Raw genomic sequence first — 16,834 nt, 5'->3', positions numbered from 1 at the left:
CCACATTTGATCTTCACGGACCGAAATATTTGTTATAGCTCCACTGGACGCCGAAACTTCAGGCTCCAGCCCTGTTGCATACCGGCAGCGGCCAGCAAAATCGCGGCGACGCCAATCCATTGCAGCGTTTCCAGGCGATGGCCAAAGGCGAACCAGTCGACGAAAATCGCTGCGATCGGGTAGATGAACGACAAGGCGCCAGTGAGTGCCGTCGGCAATTTTTGAATCGCGCCATAAAGCAACACGTACATCACGCCGGTGTGAACGATGCCGAGTGTTACCAGACTGGCCCACGCCCCCGGTGCTTGCGGCATGGCCGAAAAGTGCGCGAATGGCGCCAGCAACAACACGCCGGTGGTCACCTGAATCAGCGCGATCAGGTGCGGTGGCGTACCGGTCAGGCGTTTGATAATCAGCGCGGCAATCGCGTAGAGGAACGCAGCGCCCAGTGCCAGCGCAATGCCCATCAGGTAATCGTTACCGCCACTGCCCTGTTCGCCGTGCGCACTGACAATCGCCAGCATTCCCAAAAACGAAATGCCCAGCCAGAACAGTTTCTGCAAGGTGATTTTTTCGTTGAGGAACAGCGCGGCCAAGCCGACCAGCATGAACGGCTGAACGTTGTAGACCGCCGTACCGATGGCAATCGAGGCGCGGGAGTAAGAGGCAAACAACAGCACCCAGTTGCCGACAATCGCCACACCGCTGAGCACGGCCAGGAGAAAGGTGGTCCGGGTCAGAATGCCGGGCCGCAGGAAGCCGAAAGCCGCGCAAATCAGTAACAAGGTGCCGGCGCCGAACACGCAACGCCAGAACACCACGTCCAGCACCGGTTGCCCGGACACCAGTACAAACCAGCCGATGGTCCCGGAAATCAGCATGGCGGCGGTCATCTCGAATGACCCGCGACGAAGTGTGTTGTCCATCATCAGACTCCTGTGATTGAGCCCAAAGTATGCCCATTCGACAGGGGGCTTCTCCAGCGCAAAAAGCAGGCTAAACTCGCCTTCTGCCTTTTTTATAAAGGTGGATTTGAATAACTGCCTAATCGAGGTTTCGCCATGACTGACGATATCGACCAAGTGCTGATCAGCGCATTGATGGAGGACTCGCGGCGTTCGCTCAAAGCCCTGGCGCATCTCAGCGGGCTGTCCTCGCCCAGCGTCGCCGAGCGTTTGCGTCGCCTTGAAGAACGCGGCGTGCTCAAGGGCTACACCGTCGAAATTGATCCCAAGTGCTTTGGCTATCAACTCCAGGCCATCGTGCGCATCCGCCCGCTGCCGGGCCAGTTGCAGGAAGTGGAACGGCAGATCCAGGCCATTCCCGAGTTCACAGAGTGCGACAAGGTCACCGGCGACGACTGCTTCATCGCCCGCCTGCATGTGCGCTCTATGGAACAGCTGGACACCCTGCTCGACCGCCTTAACACCCACGCCGAAACCAACACCGCTATTGTGAAGAAAACCCCGGTCAAACGCCGGTTGCCGCCAATGGCCTGAGCCTTCGCCCAAATCGCAGGCAAGAAAAAACCCGCCGAAGCGGGTTTTTTACTCATGGGCGACGATTAATCATCGCGGCTCATGATGCCGAAGATCTGCAACAAGCTGATGAACAGGTTGTAGATCGATACATACAGGCTGATGGTCGCCATGATGTAGTTACGCTCGCCGCCGTGAATGATGGCGCTGGTCTGGAACAGAATGCAGACCGACGAGAACAGCACGAAGCCCGCGCTGATCGCCAGTTGCAGACCGCTGATCTGGAAGAAGAAGCTGGCGACTACCGCTCCCAGCAACACGAAGAAACCGGCAGTGATGAAGCCACTGAGGAAGCTCATGTCCTTACGGGAGATCAACACATAGGCCGACAGACCGCCGAACACCAGTGCCGTCATGGCGAACGCCGAGCTGACCACTTCCGCGCCGCCCTGCATACCCAGGTAACGGTTGAGGATCGGGCCGAGCAGGAAACCCATGAAACCGGTCAGGGCAAATGCCGACACCAGGCCCCACGCCGAATCACGGAGTTTGTTGGTGAGGAAGAAAAGGCCGTAGAAACCGATCAGCACCACGAAAATATTCGGGTAGCCAACACGCATCTGCTGGGCGACAAACGCCATCACGCCGCTGAATGCGAGCGTCAGAGCCAGCAAGCCGTATGTGTTGCGCAGGACGCGGCTAACCTCTAGCTGCTCAGCCTGCACGCTGTTATTAACTGCGTAATCCTGTTCGCGCATGGCGACACTCCTGTTGGTTTGAAACGTTCAGTCGCAAAGATCATAACAGACGCCCTGTAACAAGCCATGCAGAGAGTTTGACAGTGTGTTTCATTCAGGTATTATGGCGCCCGCAACGCAAACGGAGGTGTGGCCGAGTGGTTTAAGGCAACGGTCTTGAAAACCGTCGACTGTAACAGGTCCATGAGTTCGAATCCCATCGCCTCCGCCATCTTTATACGACAAAGCCCTGATTATTCAGGGCTTTGTCGTTTCTGGCGTTTGGAAAAACTTGCCAGACCATATCCGTCCACCCCCCCTCCTCGTCAGGTGCGTCGGTGATCGACTCGCGGCTCCGGCGATGTGCGCTCAGGACTGCACCTGACCGTACACCACGTCCGGCTGCGCCGCTTCGGGCAAGCCGGCCGGCAACAAGGACAACGCGAACACCACGAAAATACAGCGCCTTGTGCTCATTTCTGACTCACCCATCACGGTGATTGGGAAGACTAAGTACAGGTAGCTACAGGCTCAATACGCTCACAGCATGCGCAAATCGATCCGGCGCGGACCGATCCCGGAAGTCAGCATAGACGACGAAAACGGGTGCACATGGCCGCCCATCTGCCCTTCCGACGCTCGATTCGCAGCCAGTACAAATCAGCCGCAAAAATACCAATGAAAAATCAGGGTGGAGATCTGACCATTTCCCGGCAGGCTTTTTCACCTTATTGGCTATTCCCCTCCAAATCATGGATTTCTGCCTAGACTTGCTCCTGTCCCGACCTACAAATGCGCTCAACGCATTGAGCCATTTGAAGAATAAAAACAAGAGGAATCCCGCAAATGCTCAGATCTCTATACACGGTACTCGCCTGCGCCCTTGCGTTAGGCCCAATGAACGCGGCCATGGCGGCAGATCCGCTGGTTATCAAGTTCTCACATGTGGTCGCTGAACAGACGCCCAAGGGTCAAGGCGCCTTGCTGTTCAAAAAACTCGTAGAGGAACGCTTGGCCGGCAAGGTCAAGGTCGATGTCTACCCCAACTCCTCGCTGTTTGGAGACGGCAAAGAGATGGAGGCGCTGTTGCTGGGGGATGTGCAAATGATTGCACCCTCCCTGGCCAAGTTCGAACAGTACACAAAAACCGTCCAACTCTTCGATTTGCCCTTTTTGTTCGATGACATCGCCGCCGTCAACCGCTTCCAGTTGAGTGCAGAGGGCCAGGGGCTGCTCAAGTCCATGGAAAGTAAAAACATCACCGGCCTGGCCTACTGGCACAACGGGATGAAGCAACTGTCGGCTAACAAGCCACTGCGCGTGCCCGCCGATGCCCGGGGTCTGAAGTTCCGCGTGCAAGCGTCAGCCGTGCTTGAGGAACAGTTCAAGGCTGTGCGCGCCAATCCGCGCAAGATGAGTTTTGCCGAGGTTTATCAGGGGCTGCAGACCGGTGTGGTCAACGGTGCGGAGAACCCTTACTCGAATATCTACAGCCAGAAAATGCACGAAGTGCAGAAATACATCACTGAATCCAACCATGGTTTGCTCGATTACATGCTCATCACCAACACCAAGTTCTGGAACGGTCTGCCACCGGATATTCGCAGCGAACTGGACAAGATCGTCAGTGAAGTCACTGCGCAGGTGAACAAGGAAGCGGAACAACTGAATGACGGTGACAAGCAGCGCATCATCGCGGCCAAAACCACTGAAATCATCACCCTGACACCGCAGGAACGCGAGCAATGGCGAGAAGCGATGAAACCGGTATGGAAGAAGTTTGAAGGCGATATCGGCCCTGAACTGATCTCCGCCGCCGAAAACGCCAACAAGGCGCAATGATCGCAAGGCAGGTGCTGCCGGGGCGGCGCCTGCCAGTCTTCACTCGATGGGAGATGTCATCCATGAAAGCGCTTCGGCGAATCTGGGAACACTTCGAGGAGGGTTTTATCGTATTCCTTCTGGCTGCCATGACCCTGGTCACATTCGTTTACGTGATCCTCAACAACCTCTACAGCTTTTTTTACTGGCTTGCCGATGCTTGGCAAGGTGCAAGCGTTCCGTTGTTCGCCATTGGCGACACAGTCATGGGGATGGCTCAGACGATGACCTGGAGCACTGCGCTGACCAAAACCTTGTTTGGCTGGCTGATCTTTTTCGGGCTGGCCTATGGCGTGCGCACGGCCGGGCATATCGGGGTTGACGCGCTCGTCAGACTGACCAGTAGACCGGTGCAAAAGTACATAGGTTTGCTGGCTTGCGTGTGCTGTCTGGCCTATGCAGGACTGCTCAGCGTCGCCAGCTTCGAATGGATTCAAACGTTGATGATTGCAGGCATCGGTGCCGAGGATCTGGGCCATGTCGGCATCATGCAATGGCACATCGGACTGATCGTACCTTTGGGTTTTGCCTTGGTTTTCATCCGTTTCGGCGAAATTTTCGTGCGCATCCTGCAGAACCGCCAGACCGGTCTGGGCCTGGCCGACGAAGCCGCTGACGCTTTGAAACTCGCCGAAAACGAGGATGACAAGTCATGACCATTGCTTTCCTGTTTGTGGCCCTGTTTGTCTTGATGTTTATCGGTGTTCCCATCGCCATTTCCCTGGGACTGGCCGGTTCCTTGACCATCATTTTTTTCAGTCCCGACTCCGTGCGCTCCCTGGCGATCAAACTGTTCGAGACCTCGGAGCATTACACGCTGCTGGCCATTCCGTTTTTCCTCCTCGCCGGTGCCTTCATGACCACCGGTGGCGTTGCCCGTCGGTTGATCGACTTCGCCAATGCCTGTGTCGGACATATTCGCGGCGGCCTGGCCATCGCCGCGGTGTTGGCCTGCATGTTGTTCGCCGCCCTCTCCGGCTCCAGTCCCGCGACTGTGGCTGCCGTGGGGTCTATCGCCATTGCCGGCATGGTCCGCTCCGGTTATCCGCAAGCTTTTGGTGCAGGCATTATCTGTAACGCCGGGACGCTGGGCATCCTGATTCCCCCATCGATCGTGATGGTGGTCTATGCCGCGGCCACCGAGACCTCTGTCGGCAAGCTGTTCATGGCCGGGGTGGTGCCGGGTTTGTTATTGGGTACCGCGCTGATGGTGGCGATCTATATCGTAGCCATTAAGAAAAATCTGCCCGCTTTGCCTCGCGCATCATTCCGGGAGCTGCTGGGTACGGCACGCCAGGCAGTTTGGGGCCTGTTGCTGATGGTCATCATCCTGGGCGGCATCTACTCCGGGATGTTCACCCCGACCGAAGCGGCGGCTGTGGCGGCCGTTTACTCGGCGTTCATCGCCTTGTTCGTCTACAAGGACCTGACGTTTCGTGAATCGCCAAAAGTCCTGCTGGACTCCGCCAAGCTGAGCATCATGCTGATGTTCATCATTGCCAATGCCATGCTCTTCGCCCATGTGCTGACCACCGAACAGCTGCCGCAACAGATTACCGCCTGGGTGATTGATGCGGGCCTGACACCCGTGACCTTCCTGCTGGTGATGAACATTGTGCTGCTGATTGCCGGGGCGTTCATGGAACCGTCGGCCATCATCCTGATCCTGGCGCCGATCCTCTTCCCCATCGCCATGCAGCTGGGCATCGACCCGATTCACCTCGGCATCATCATGGTGGTCAACCTCGAAATCGGCCTGATCACGCCGCCGGTGGGTCTGAACCTGTTCGTCACCTCGGCGGTTACGGGAATGTCATTACCCGCAACCATAAAAGCGGCTATGCCCTGGTTGTCGATTCTGCTTCTGTTCCTGGTCCTGATTACCTACGTGCCCTGGATCTCCCTGGTTCTACCGAACTGGCTGGGCATGCGGTGATGCGCGCAGAGACCGGTTTCAAAAACCACTCTCTGCGCCTGGATCAACTACAGTGGAATCACTCTGCATAAAGCCATAACAAGACGGAGAAATTCCCATGCGAGTAAAAAGCCGCTTTGCCCTCTTGGCCGCCGCCACACTGGCCGTCACCACCACCACCGTGCAGGCCGCGCCGGTGTTCATCAACATCCTGACCGGGGGAACCAGCGGGGTTTACTACCCCATTGGGGTCGGCCTCTCGCAGATCTACAGCGACGGCATTCCCGGCGTGAAAACTTCGGTTCAAGCCACCAAAGCGTCCGTGGAGAATCTGAACCTGGTACAAGCCGGTCGTGGCGAGCTGGCACTGGCATTGGGCGACTCGGTGGCCGATGCGAAGAATGGCGTTGAAGACGCAGGGTTCAAAGCGCCGTTGACCAAATTGCGCGCGATTGCCGCGGCTTATCCTAACTACATTCAAATCGTCGCTAACAAGGAATCGGGGATCAAGACGCTGGCGGACCTCAAAGGCAAGAGCATTTCGGTCGGTGCGCCGAAATCAGGCACGGAGCTGAACGCACGGGCGATTTTCAAAGCGGCGGGATTGACCTATGAAGACATGGGTAGCGTGCAATATCTGCCTTTTGCCGAATCGGTCGAGCTCATCAAAAACCGGCAACTGGACGCCACGCTGCAATCCTCCGGGTTGGGCATGGCGGCCATTCGTGACCTGTCCTCCGTCATGCCACTGAACTATGTCTCCATACCGACGGACGTTGTGGCGAAAATCGGTAACCCGGCCTATCAGAGTGCAATGATTCCGGCCAATACCTACGACGGGCAAGCCGAAGCGGTGCCGACGGTGGCCATCATCAACATCCTGGTGACCAGCGCTGATGTGCCAGAAGAAGTGGCTTATCAGATGACCCGGCTGCTGTTCGAAAACCTCGCACGCCTGGGCAACTCTCATTCGGCAGCCAAGGACATCACACTGGAAAACGCCGGTAAAAACCTGCCGATTGCGTTGCATTCGGGGGCCGAGCGCTACTACAAGGAAAAAGGCGCGCTGTAAGGCGCAAGGCGTTGCAGTCAGATGTCGGCGGACTCAATGTTCGGTCTTTTTCAATGCGGTCATGAGGCAGGCAGCTAATGAGTGAAGATCAACACGGCATCGGTGCGAACCCGCGGGACTGGCCAAAATCCTTGTTCTACGTGGCGTTGCTGTTCTCGATCTTTCAGATCGTCACCGCAGCGTTTTCACCTGTCTCAAGCCAGATTCTGCGCGCCGTACACGTCGGCTTCCTGCTGTGGGTAGTATTTATAAGCTACCCCGCCTACGGCAGGGACCGTCCCTGGCAGCCGCTGGCCTGGTTCATCAGCCTCGCCGCCATTGCCACGGCGATGTATCAGTGGGTGTTCGAGGTTGACCTGATCCAGCGCTCCGGGGAGCTGACGACCGCAGACACGGTGATCGGTGTGTTGCTGATCGTGCTGGTGTTCGAAGCGGCCCGGCGGGTGATGGGCATTGCCTTGCCAATCATTTGCGGGGTGTTCCTGGCCTACGGTCTGTTCGGCGAATATCTGCCGGGTGATCTGGCACATCGGGGTTACGGCTTCGATCAGATCATCAATCAACTATCGTTTGGCACCGAAGGGCTGTACGGCACACCGACCTACGTGTCGGCCACCTACATCTATCTGTTTATCCTGTTCGGAGCGTTCCTCGAACAGGCCGGGATGATCAAGCTGTTTACCGACTTCGCCATGGGTCTGTTCGGCCACAAGCTGGGCGGACCGGCCAAAGTCGCGGTCGTCTCGTCGGCGTTGATGGGGACTATTACCGGCTCGGGGATTGCCAACGTCGTGACCACAGGGCAATTCACCATTCCGCTGATGAAGCGCTTTGGCTACAAGCCGGCATTCGCCGGCGGGGTGGAAGCGACCTCCAGCATGGGCAGCCAATTGATGCCGCCGGTCATGGGCGCGGTTGCCTTCATCATGGCTGAGACCATCAATGTACCGTTCGTGGAGATTGCCAAGGCGGCCTTGATTCCCGCCATCCTCTACTTTGGCTCGGTGTTCTGGATGGTTCATCTGGAAGCCAAGCGCTCCAACCTCAAGGGGTTACCGAAAGATCAATGCCCCAGCGCGCTCGGCGCAGTCAAAGACAACTGGTACCTGTTGATTCCATTGCTGGTATTGGTCTATCTGCTTTTTTCCGGGCGCACGCCGCTATTCTCGGGCATGGTCGGACTGGCACTGACGGCCATAGTAATTCTCGGCTCGGCGATCATTCTTCGGGTGAACAACTTCGGCCTGCGCTGTGCCTTCTGGATAGCGCTCGGCATCCTCTGTACCGGTTTTTTCCAGCTGGGGATCGGTGTGATTTTTGCGGTGATCGCGGTGTTGGTGTTGATGTGCTGGTTTATCAAGGGCGGCCACGAAACGCTGACCATCTGCCTGCATGCGTTGGTCGAAGGCGCGCGCCATGCGGTACCGGTCGGGATTGCCTGCACGCTGGTGGGCGTTATCATCGGCGTGGTGTCACTGACGGGCGTCGCCTCCACTTTCGCGGGTTACATATTGGCCATTGGACGAGACAATCTGCTGCTGTCGCTGATACTGACCATGATTACGTGCCTGGTGCTGGGCATGGGCATTCCGACGATTCCCAATTACATCATCACCAGCTCAATCGCAGCCCCTGCCCTTTTAGAGTTGGGCGTTCCTCTAATCGTGTCCCACATGTTCGTTTTTTATTTCGGCATTCTCGCCGATCTGACACCACCGGTTGCGCTGGCCTGCTTTGCCGCAGCACCGATTGCCAAGGAGAGCGGGTTCAAGATCAGCCTGTGGGCGGTCCGAATTGCCCTGGCGGGTTTTGTCATTCCGTTCATGGCGGTCTACAACCCGGCGCTCATGTTGCAAGGCGATAATTTGTGGATGACCGCCTACATGCTGATCAAGACAACGTTAGCGATCGGGCTCTGGGGCATGGCGTCCACCGGCTACTTGCAACAGAAAATGCCCCTATGGGAGCGTCTGTCGAGTTTTGCCGCTGGTGCCTTGCTGGTCGCGGCGCTCCCGCTGACCGATGAAATCGGCTTCGTGCTTGGCGTGCTCATTATCCTCCAGCACCTTTGGCGTTCGCGTCAGACCGGACTGGCCAAGGCATGATCGGCCTGTGCCTGGGACTGGCTGGAGTCGTCTGGGCCCAGCTACCCGTTACCAGCTTCACCCTGGCGTGGCACCACAGCATCGAAAAAATTCGCTGGGAGGAAGACTACCGCGTCACCCGGCAAGGTCTGGTGCTGGAAGAAGCTAGAGTTCGCGGAAACGGCGCGGGAATGGAAATCCCCGAGGACGCTCAATTGAAAAATGGCAGTTGGCACTACCGGCGCTCGATGCCACCCCTGCAACCGCTGAATCTTGGCCGGACGCCGGAAGCCGGCGATTACCAGCTGTGCTTCGCAGGCGAATGTCACGCGATGAGCCAGTGGGTTGGAGCACCGGACGCCAGCGAGCCGACCCTGCAAATGTGGACATGCACCGTCGGCTGACCCTTTGAAGAAGGTGTCAAATTGAACCATCGAAGCTTCACCCCCTTCACTTGAGGATCTCTAATGACAAATCAATTCGCTACAGTCGAGGTGGTTCAAGAGACCGATCCGATACTGCTCAGATCTTTGAATAACCTACTCCCACAGCTTTCCAAAAACGCTCAAGCGATGACAATGGAAGATTTGAAGCAGATTGTGGATTCAGAGTGCTCCCATTTGTTGGTAGTGAGAGCAGCAGGTGGAGCAAGCATTTTGGGGGCGCTAACCCTGGTTCATTTTCGCATCCCCACAGGCATTCGCGCCTGGATCGAAGACGTCGTAGTAGGTGCCAGTGCTCGAGGCCAAGGGGTTGGCAAAGCACTCATACAAGCAGCAATAGAAAAAAGCCATGATCTCGGCGCGAGAACTCTGGATTTAACCTCCAATCCAGATCGTGAATCTGCCCATCGTTTATACGAGGGGGCAGGATTCTCGGTCCGCACAACAAAGGTCTATCGACATATCAAATGACCAATGGATTGTCCTTCTACGCACGGGTATCACTCACGCGTGCAGAAGCGTCCTGTGAACAGCAGCTTGGGATCGTTTATAGCCTTTGATGACAGGCAGCAACCGGCCGGAGGCGAGCCCCGACCATCAGCCCACCGGATCGTCCTCTACACGCTGAACGGCAGCCTTGTCTGTCGCAATAACCGCCTCGACGCCCCAGTCGCCCGGCACGTTCCAATCCTCTCCAAACAGCTCCGCCGGGTGCATCGTACGCTCGGAGCCATTGCCGCATGCCAGCGACTTCGCCGGGCAATAACGGTCGCATCCCCAGCAAATGCGCTCGGGGTGGCTGGGGTTGTCAGGAAAGTGCTTGGCCATGCCGATCTCCGATCAATGAGTGGCGTTTGCCCACGCTACAGTCTGTGTGCAGCGCCAACCTTGATCGATATCAAGGACCTGACCTCCTCCTGTCGCGATCCTGCGACTAAGCTACTGAAGGCTGAACAGATTTGGAGACCTCGCTGATGCTTAATAAAAACCCGCTCCCAGGCGCTGAAAACCCCGACTCTCCACCCCTGTCGACCTGGGACAATCAAGACGACTCCCTTGATGGCGAAGCCTTTGCCACACCGCCCGTCTTGACCAACGCCGAACTGGTCCACTTGCGTGTGCGGGTGATTGCCCTGGAAAACCTGGTGATCGCACTGCTGGCGCAAGGCTCCGAGCGTCAGCTCGCCGTCGCCCGGGAAATGGCCGAGTACATTTCCCCCCGGCCCGGTTTTACCCAACACCCCTTGACCGTGCACGCGGCCGCGCAGATGAGCCACAGCGTCGAACGCGCCCAGCGATTTCGCCAGCGTGACGAACCGCCGGGTTAATTTGCGCAAAACTTGATGGCAATCATTATTGTTCGCAGCAAAGCTTCCTAGACTCGGGTTCCTACTCGTCAGTGTCCAGGAAGAAATCATGCGCACCCCTCTCACACTCGCCCTGCTTTTGCTTGTACCGCTGGCTAACGCGAAGGAATACCCGATCGGCGAACCTCAGCTGTGTCCCGGTCTGGAAGTCGGCGCGGTGTACCTGCAACCGATCGAAATGGCACCGGCGGGCATGATGCGCGCCACAGCGGATTCGGACGTACATCTGGAAGCTGATATCCGCGCCACCGCCGATAATCGACAGGGCTTTCAGGAAGGCAGTTTCGTGCCTTACCTCAACGTCTCGTTCAGCCTGAAAAAACAAGGCAGCGAACCGGAACTCAAAGGCGATTTCCACGCCATGGTCGCCAATGACGGCCCGCACTATGGCGACAACGTGAAGCTGTTGGGGCCAGGCAAGTATCAGTTGACGTTCACCGTGCTGCCGCCGGGCGGCCATGCTTCCTTGGGACGCCACACCGACAAGGAAACCGGTGTCGCGCCCTGGTTCGAACGCTGCGAACTGCATTACGAATTCATCTACGCCGGCATCGGCAAAAAAGGTGGCTACTGAATGAAGCGCCTGCCGCTCGCCTGGCTGATGCTGGCCGCAGCAGCCGCGCCTTTGACGGTCCATGCCGAGTTACCGACTTATCAATTGATTCTGCGCGATGGTCACTTCACCCCGGCGTTGCTGGAGGTGCCGGCCCGGCAGCGGTTCAAGATCGTCCTGAAAAACGCCGGCCAAGGACCGGCCGAATTCGAAAGCACGCCGTTGCGGGTTGAAAAAGTACTGTCGCCGGGCGTGACCACCTTCGTCGTGATTCATCCGCTGAGACCCGGTCACTATCCCTTTTTCGACGAGTTCAATCCGCAACTGCCCGAGGGCGGCATCCTCGCGAAATGAGCCACGCTGCAAGGAGTTTCCATGAATCAATCAATGTTCATCGTCTGGCGCGAAAGCGTCGAGGCGTTGCTGGTGATCGGCATTCTTCTGGCCTGGGTCAGCCAGCAGAGTCAGGCCGGCCGGCTGGTCAAATTCCTCTGGGCCGGCGTGGCGCTGGGGCTGACGCTCTCGGGCGTACTCGCCGTGCTGGTGCTGTTTGCCGGCGAGACCATGAGCGGGTCGGCCAGCGAATGGTTCCAGGCTGCACTGGCGTTGGTGGCCAGTCTGTTGATCGTGCAAATGGTCGGCTGGATGCACCATCACGGACGCACCCTCAAACAGGATCTGCAACGTCACGCTGATAGCCATCTGGCTCGTCAGGGCGGCTGGGGGGTGTTGTTGCTGGCAATGCTGGCGGTCAGCCGCGAAGGCAGTGAAACCGTGGTGTTTCTCTACGGCGCAGGCGCTCAGTTACGTGGGCCGCAGCTCGGTTTGTTTGCCATCGGCGGGGCGTTGGGACTGGTGCTCTCGGCACTGACCATCAGCCTGCTGCAAAGCAGTCGCCGGTTCATTTCCTGGCAACGATTCTTTGCCATCAGCGAGGGGATCCTGCTCATGCTTGGCGCAGCGTTGCTGGTCAGTGGCACCGAGAGAATCGGCGGTCAACTGCTCGCACTGGACGTGCCCGAAATGATTTACAGCCTCGCCGGCGAAGCACTCTGGGACAGCAGCGCGGTGCTCGGCGACAGCCATGGCCTGGGCGGTTTTCTGGCCGGTTTCGCCGGGTACCGGGCGACGCCCAGCAGCCTGACCTTGCTGGTGTGGATCGGCTACTGGCTGGTCGTCGCCGGCTGGCTGCGGCAACGCACTGCGGACAAAGTCCCATGCCTCAACTGAGCTGGCGCAATCGATGGCTGCAGCGCCTGGGTGACGGCATGCGCCGTCATGCGCCGCTCATTCGCGCTGCGCAATGGGTGGTTGTGGTTTTCTACGCCGTGCTGTTGGTGACCCCTGCGCTACTGCCGCTGCCCGACAGTCAGGCACGAATGCTCGACAACCTGACCTTGCTCGCGCAGTTCCTGTTCTGGGGCATCTGGTGGCCCTTCGTGTTGCTGTCGATTGTGCTGTTCGGCCGCCTCTGGTGCGGCGTGCTGTGCCCGGAAGGTTCACTCAGCGAATGGGCCAGCCATTACGGCAAAGGCCTGGGCGTGCCGCGCTGGTTGCGTTGGGGTGGCTGGCCAACCTTGGCGTTCTGCCTGACGACCCTCTATGGCCAACTGATCAGCGTTTATGACTACGCACAAGCGGCGTTGCTGATTCTCGGCGGTTCGACCGTGGCAGCGGTGGCCGTCGGCCTGTTATTCGCCCGGGGCAAGCGGGTCTGGTGCCGCTACCTGTGCCCGGTCAGCGGCGTCTTCGCCCTGCTCGCCCGCCTGGCGCCGGTGCACTTCCGGGTGGATGAACAGCGCTGGAAAGAAAACCTCGCGCCACGCCTGCCGCCACCCAATTGCGCGCCATTGCTCGATATTCGCCGCATGCGCGGTGCGAGTGACTGTCATGCCTGTGGCCGTTGCAGCGGGCAACGCGGTGCGGTGCAACTGATCGCCCGCTCCGGTAATCAGGAGATTCTTCAAGCGACCGAGCAGATGCTTTCGCCTTGGGACGCACGCCTGCTGCTGTTCGGTGTGATCGGCCTGGCGATGGGCGCGTTTCAGTGGACGGTCAGCCCATGGTTCATCGCCCTCAAACAAACCCTCGCGCAATGGCTGGTCGAGCACGACCAGCTGTGGGCGCTGAACGACAATGCGCCGTGGTGGCTGCTCACCCATTACCCGCGACTCAATGACAGCTTCAGCTGGCTCGACGGCTTCAGCATCGTCACTTATCTGGGCTTGAGTTCACTGCTGCTCGGCGCACTGTTGATGATCCTTCTACGGCTGACGGCCCGTCTGGCGGGTGATCGCGCACTGTATTCGCCCCTGGCGCTGACCCTCACGCCCCTCGGTGGTGCCGGACTGTTTCTCGGGCTGTCGGCCACCACGGTGAAATTGTTGCGTTACGAAGGGTTGCTGCTGGAGTGGGTGCAACCGGCGAGGGCGTGCCTGTTGCTGGCCGCGATGGGCTGGAGTGTGCTGCTGGGATGGAAACGGCTGAACCGCGAGAGTCTTTCCCGGCCAAGGCGCGTGGCGGGCAGCGCGTGTCTGTTGCTGGCCAACGGTCTGATCGGGTTTGGCTGGTGGTTGCAGTTCTGGGGCTGGTCCTGAGTGCCCTCATCCACAACCACCACCGCGCACGACCTAGACTTTGAAGCGCGCCACCGTCTGATGCAGTTCACCGGCCATCTGTGCCAATTCATGGCCCGCTGTGTCGGTATGCCGGGCGCCGAGCAAGACCTGCTCGGACAGGTTGCGAATCCCCACCAGATTGCGATCCACCTCCCGCGCCACCAGTGCCTGTTCCTCGGTGGCACTGGCAATCATCAAATTGCGCTCATTGATCTGCGAGATCGACCGGGTGATTTCATCCAGTGCTTCACCCGAGCGCTGCGCCACCTCAAGGGTCGTCCGCACCAGATGGCTGCTGCTCTGCATCGCAGTCACCGCGTGCGCGGTGTCCTGGCGAATGTTGCCGATCATCTGCTCGATTTCCTGGGTCGATACCTGAGTGCGATGGGCCAATGCACGCACTTCATCGGCGACCACGGCAAAACCGCGTCCGGCATCTCCGGCCCGCGCCGCCTCAATGGCCGCGTTGAGGGCGAGCAAATTAGTCTGCTCGGCGATGCTGCGGATCACGTCCAGAACCTTGCTGATGTCCTGCACCCGGCCCGCGAGCTGTCCGATGCGTTGCGAGGTATCGGTGACACCCTCGGCCAGTTCGCCGATTGAAACCACGGTTTCCTGAACCTGTTCACGGCCGCGCTGCGCCGTTTGCTCAGACTGCTTTGAGGCCTCGGAGGTGCTGACGGCGTTGCGCGCCACTTCATCCACGGCAGCGGTCATCTGATTCACCGCCGCCGCAGCCTGCTCGATTTCCAGACCCTGCAATTGCAAGTTGCTGCTGGTCTGGCTGCTGACCGCACTCAGCTCTTCCGAGGAGCTGGCGACGCGGTCCACCGAGGTCGCGATGTGCTTGACCATCGCGTTCAGACTTTGCTGCATCTGGTGCATGTTCATCATCACACTGCCGCCGGCACTGCTTTGCACCGGCACCTGAATCGTCAGGTCGCCGCCGGCGATTTCACTCAGCAACCGTGCGGCATCGTCCGGTTCGCCACCCAAGGGCCGGGTCACACTGCGCGTCACGACGATTGCCGCAGCAATCACCAAGGCCAGGCAGAACAGGAACAGCCCGAGCATGTTGCGCCGGGCATCGCTGTACAGTGCTTGCGCCGACTGTTCGCGGTCGACGAAGATTTTGCCTTGCAGCGCCATCAACGCATCGAGGCTGCGATACACCTCGGCTTCGGCCGGAACGACCTTCTGTTTCAGTTGCGCCACGGCGTCATCGGCAGCGCCCTGTCGAATCAACACCTGCACCTGGGTGAACGCGGCGACGTAGGCTTCGCGATGCTTTTTCAGCGCGGCATAAGCCGCTTTGCCCTCGGGCAGATAGAACAATGGCTCAAGGGTTTCGAGCGCCTGGGTGATGCGTTTCTTGGTGGTGTCGATCGACTGTTGCACTTGCTGATTGTCCTTGTCGATCAGCAAATCCCGGGTGTTGCGCGCGTTATCGCGCACACCGGTGGCAATCACCATGATCGGCTCGATCTTCGGCCAGTCCTGTTTGACGATGACCACCGCCTGTTCCTTGAGCGTTGCCAGATCGTGCAACGCGTAAAACGCCATGCCCATCAGCGCCAGCGGCGCGATTGCAAAGCCGATGACGATCCGTTGTGCCGTGGTTAATTTAGCCATATCAAATGCTCCCCGTTTGATACCTGCCTGATTGGCAGCGCATTTGAAATTCATGGTGGATGTCACTGTTGTCACTTGATCCGCAGGTTCGCTTACCCCCGTAGTACGAACGCTGGAAACAACGCGCGCATCGCTTCCCACAGTTCGGGTAGCAAGGCGTGTGCCGAAACGCTCGGCAGCAATGGATCGAACATTCGCTCGGTGCGCACCAGTTGCACGGCGAAGCGTTTGACCCCCAGCGCGCTCAATCGCTGCGCGAGGATCAACAGGCGATCGGGTTGGAAGAGATGCCAATGCACGGTGGTGCGGCATTCGTAGTCGACCCCGCTGTCCAGCAGATGCTCGAGGCTGCGCCAGTTGGCGGTGCCGCTGCCCTCGACGCGGGTGATGGCCTGGCAATCTTCGGGCAACGCCTTGACGTCGAAGCCGACCCAGTCGGCCCCGGTCAGTGCCCTGGCGAACGCAGCCGGCTTGATCCCGGCGCTGTGCAGACCGATGCGAAAGCCCATTGCGCGCACTTCCTCCATGGCGCCGGGCAAACCGTCCTGCAAGGTCGGCTCACCGCCACTGAACACCACGGCATCGAGCAAGTCCTGACGACGTTGCAGAAACGCCAAAACCCGCCGCCAGTCCACTTCCTCAGTGCCACGAGGCGGGATCAGCTGCGGGTTGTGGCAGTAGCGACAACGCCAGGCGCAACCCTGGCAAAACAGGACGCAGGCAAGCTGTCCGGGATAGTCGATAGTGGTCAGGGGCACCATGCCCCCGACCCGCAGCATTCGACTCATTGGCGCCCGGCCACGGCCGCGCTTTCAGTGAAATGCACCCGTTCGCGGTGCTCCGATTGTTTGCCCGGGTTGAACGCGGACACCGGACGGTGATAACCCATCACTCGGGTCCAGACTTCACAACGTTGACGTTGAGCCTGGGGCAGTGCTTGCGATGCATTCATGGTGAAGCTCCTTGCGGTTGAGTGGATCGAAATCAATAAACGGTGCTGCCGCTCCCTGTAGGAGCGAGCTTGCTCGCGAAAAACGTCAGGCCAACGCGTTCA

General features: G+C 58.7%; 19 protein-coding genes, 1 tRNA gene and 1 pseudogene. 14 read left to right on the top strand and 7 right to left on the bottom strand.

What is annotated here, in order from left to right; translation table 11 throughout:
- Window positions 1–32: 32 nt before the first annotated feature.
- Entirely contained in the window at window positions 33–926 is an 894-nt protein-coding gene (locus tag F8N62_RS09765) for a DMT family transporter (protein WP_150710769.1), read from the bottom strand.
- Window positions 927–1,061: 135 nt separating this feature from the next.
- On the opposite strand from F8N62_RS09765, the gene F8N62_RS09760 reads away from it, so the two are divergent.
- Complete coding sequence (locus F8N62_RS09760) at window positions 1,062–1,499, top strand: Lrp/AsnC family transcriptional regulator (protein WP_059182827.1); 438 nt, start codon at window positions 1,062–1,064, stop codon at window positions 1,497–1,499.
- 65 nt (window positions 1,500–1,564) lie between these two features.
- Here F8N62_RS09760 and F8N62_RS09755 read toward each other — a convergent pair whose 3' ends face one another.
- A complete protein-coding gene (locus F8N62_RS09755; protein WP_150710768.1) occupies window positions 1,565–2,236 on the bottom strand; it encodes a Bax inhibitor-1/YccA family protein in 672 nt (223 codons plus the stop codon).
- Window positions 2,237–2,359: 123 nt separating this feature from the next.
- Here F8N62_RS09755 and F8N62_RS09750 point away from each other — a divergent pair.
- The 8 genes from F8N62_RS09750 (at window position 2,360) to F8N62_RS09715 (ending at window position 10,081) form a co-directional block, all read left to right on the top strand.
- A tRNA-Ser gene (locus F8N62_RS09750) sits at window positions 2,360–2,447 on the top strand.
- A gap of 614 nt (window positions 2,448–3,061) precedes the next feature.
- Window positions 3,062–4,057, top strand: a complete 996-nt coding sequence (locus F8N62_RS09745; RefSeq protein WP_150710767.1) for a TRAP transporter substrate-binding protein — start codon at window positions 3,062–3,064, stop codon at window positions 4,055–4,057.
- A 62-nt stretch (window positions 4,058–4,119) separates the two neighbouring features.
- On the top strand, window positions 4,120–4,752 hold the full coding sequence (locus F8N62_RS09740; protein ID WP_150710842.1) for a TRAP transporter small permease: 633 nt from the start codon (window positions 4,120–4,122) through the stop codon (window positions 4,750–4,752).
- Window positions 4,749–6,032, top strand: coding sequence for a C4-dicarboxylate TRAP transporter large permease protein DctM (gene dctM / locus F8N62_RS09735; RefSeq protein ID WP_150710766.1), 1,284 nt, complete (start codon window positions 4,749–4,751; stop codon window positions 6,030–6,032). The genes F8N62_RS09740 and dctM overlap by 4 nt, the downstream gene beginning before the upstream one ends.
- Before the next feature lie 97 nt (window positions 6,033–6,129).
- Window positions 6,130–7,083, top strand: a complete 954-nt coding sequence (locus F8N62_RS09730; protein ID WP_150710765.1) for a TAXI family TRAP transporter solute-binding subunit — start codon at window positions 6,130–6,132, stop codon at window positions 7,081–7,083.
- 77 nt (window positions 7,084–7,160) lie between these two features.
- The gene (locus F8N62_RS09725; RefSeq protein ID WP_150710764.1) at window positions 7,161–9,188 is read left to right on the top strand and encodes a TRAP transporter permease; all 2,028 of its coding nucleotides are present in this window, start codon (window positions 7,161–7,163) and stop codon (window positions 9,186–9,188) included.
- A complete protein-coding gene (locus F8N62_RS09720) occupies window positions 9,185–9,571 on the top strand; it encodes a DUF1850 domain-containing protein (RefSeq protein ID WP_150710763.1) in 387 nt (128 codons plus the stop codon). Before F8N62_RS09725 ends, F8N62_RS09720 begins: the two co-directional genes overlap by 4 nt.
- A gap of 63 nt (window positions 9,572–9,634) precedes the next feature.
- Window positions 9,635–10,081, top strand: a complete 447-nt coding sequence (locus F8N62_RS09715; protein WP_150710762.1) for a GNAT family N-acetyltransferase — start codon at window positions 9,635–9,637, stop codon at window positions 10,079–10,081.
- Window positions 10,082–10,207: 126 nt separating this feature from the next.
- Here the strand turns inward: F8N62_RS09715 and F8N62_RS09710 are convergent, their stop codons facing one another.
- Entirely contained in the window at window positions 10,208–10,438 is a 231-nt protein-coding gene (locus F8N62_RS09710) for a DUF3079 domain-containing protein (RefSeq protein WP_150710761.1), read from the bottom strand.
- Between the two features lie 146 nt (window positions 10,439–10,584).
- Here F8N62_RS09710 and F8N62_RS09705 point away from each other — a divergent pair, with 146 nt between their 5' ends.
- The 5 genes from F8N62_RS09705 (at window position 10,585) to F8N62_RS09685 (ending at window position 14,127) form a co-directional block, all read left to right on the top strand.
- Window positions 10,585–10,938 carry a hypothetical protein gene (locus F8N62_RS09705; protein ID WP_150710760.1) on the top strand — a complete coding sequence of 118 codons (354 nt, stop codon included), beginning with the start codon at window positions 10,585–10,587 and terminating at the stop codon, window positions 10,936–10,938.
- A gap of 88 nt (window positions 10,939–11,026) precedes the next feature.
- On the top strand, window positions 11,027–11,551 hold the full coding sequence (locus F8N62_RS09700; protein ID WP_150710759.1) for an iron transporter: 525 nt from the start codon (window positions 11,027–11,029) through the stop codon (window positions 11,549–11,551).
- Window positions 11,552–11,884, top strand: coding sequence for a cupredoxin domain-containing protein (locus tag F8N62_RS09695; protein ID WP_150710758.1), 333 nt, complete (start codon window positions 11,552–11,554; stop codon window positions 11,882–11,884).
- Window positions 11,885–11,905: 21 nt separating this feature from the next.
- On the top strand, window positions 11,906–12,760 hold the full coding sequence (locus tag F8N62_RS09690; RefSeq protein WP_150710757.1) for an FTR1 family iron permease: 855 nt from the start codon (window positions 11,906–11,908) through the stop codon (window positions 12,758–12,760).
- On the top strand, window positions 12,748–14,127 hold the full coding sequence (locus F8N62_RS09685; RefSeq protein ID WP_150710756.1) for a 4Fe-4S binding protein: 1,380 nt from the start codon (window positions 12,748–12,750) through the stop codon (window positions 14,125–14,127). The genes F8N62_RS09690 and F8N62_RS09685 overlap by 13 nt, the downstream gene beginning before the upstream one ends.
- 33 nt (window positions 14,128–14,160) lie before the next feature.
- Here the strand turns inward: F8N62_RS09685 and F8N62_RS32290 are convergent, their stop codons facing one another.
- From F8N62_RS32290 to nrdD, 4 genes and pseudogenes are all read right to left on the bottom strand, one after another.
- A complete protein-coding gene (locus tag F8N62_RS32290) occupies window positions 14,161–14,865 on the bottom strand; it encodes a methyl-accepting chemotaxis protein (RefSeq protein WP_412071974.1) in 705 nt (234 codons plus the stop codon).
- A gap of 390 nt (window positions 14,866–15,255) precedes the next feature.
- A pseudogene (locus tag F8N62_RS32285) lies at window positions 15,256–15,780 on the bottom strand (MCP four helix bundle domain-containing protein); the annotation flags it as partial.
- A 92-nt stretch (window positions 15,781–15,872) separates the two neighbouring features.
- Window positions 15,873–16,568, bottom strand: coding sequence for an anaerobic ribonucleoside-triphosphate reductase activating protein (locus F8N62_RS09675; protein WP_191632366.1), 696 nt, complete (start codon window positions 16,566–16,568; stop codon window positions 15,873–15,875).
- Window positions 16,565–16,732, bottom strand: a complete 168-nt coding sequence (gene nrdD, locus F8N62_RS09670) for an anaerobic ribonucleoside-triphosphate reductase (RefSeq protein ID WP_150710754.1) — start codon at window positions 16,730–16,732, stop codon at window positions 16,565–16,567. The genes F8N62_RS09675 and nrdD overlap by 4 nt, the downstream gene beginning before the upstream one ends.
- Between the last annotated feature and the right edge of the window lie 102 nt (window positions 16,733–16,834).

The sequence above is a fragment of the Pseudomonas fluorescens genome (assembly GCF_902497785.1).
GTDB classification, from domain to species: Bacteria; Pseudomonadota; Gammaproteobacteria; order Pseudomonadales; family Pseudomonadaceae; genus Aquipseudomonas; species Aquipseudomonas fluorescens_BO.
The sequence above is the reverse complement of the archived record's forward strand: the minus strand, read 5'-3'. Positions and strand labels throughout refer to the sequence as shown.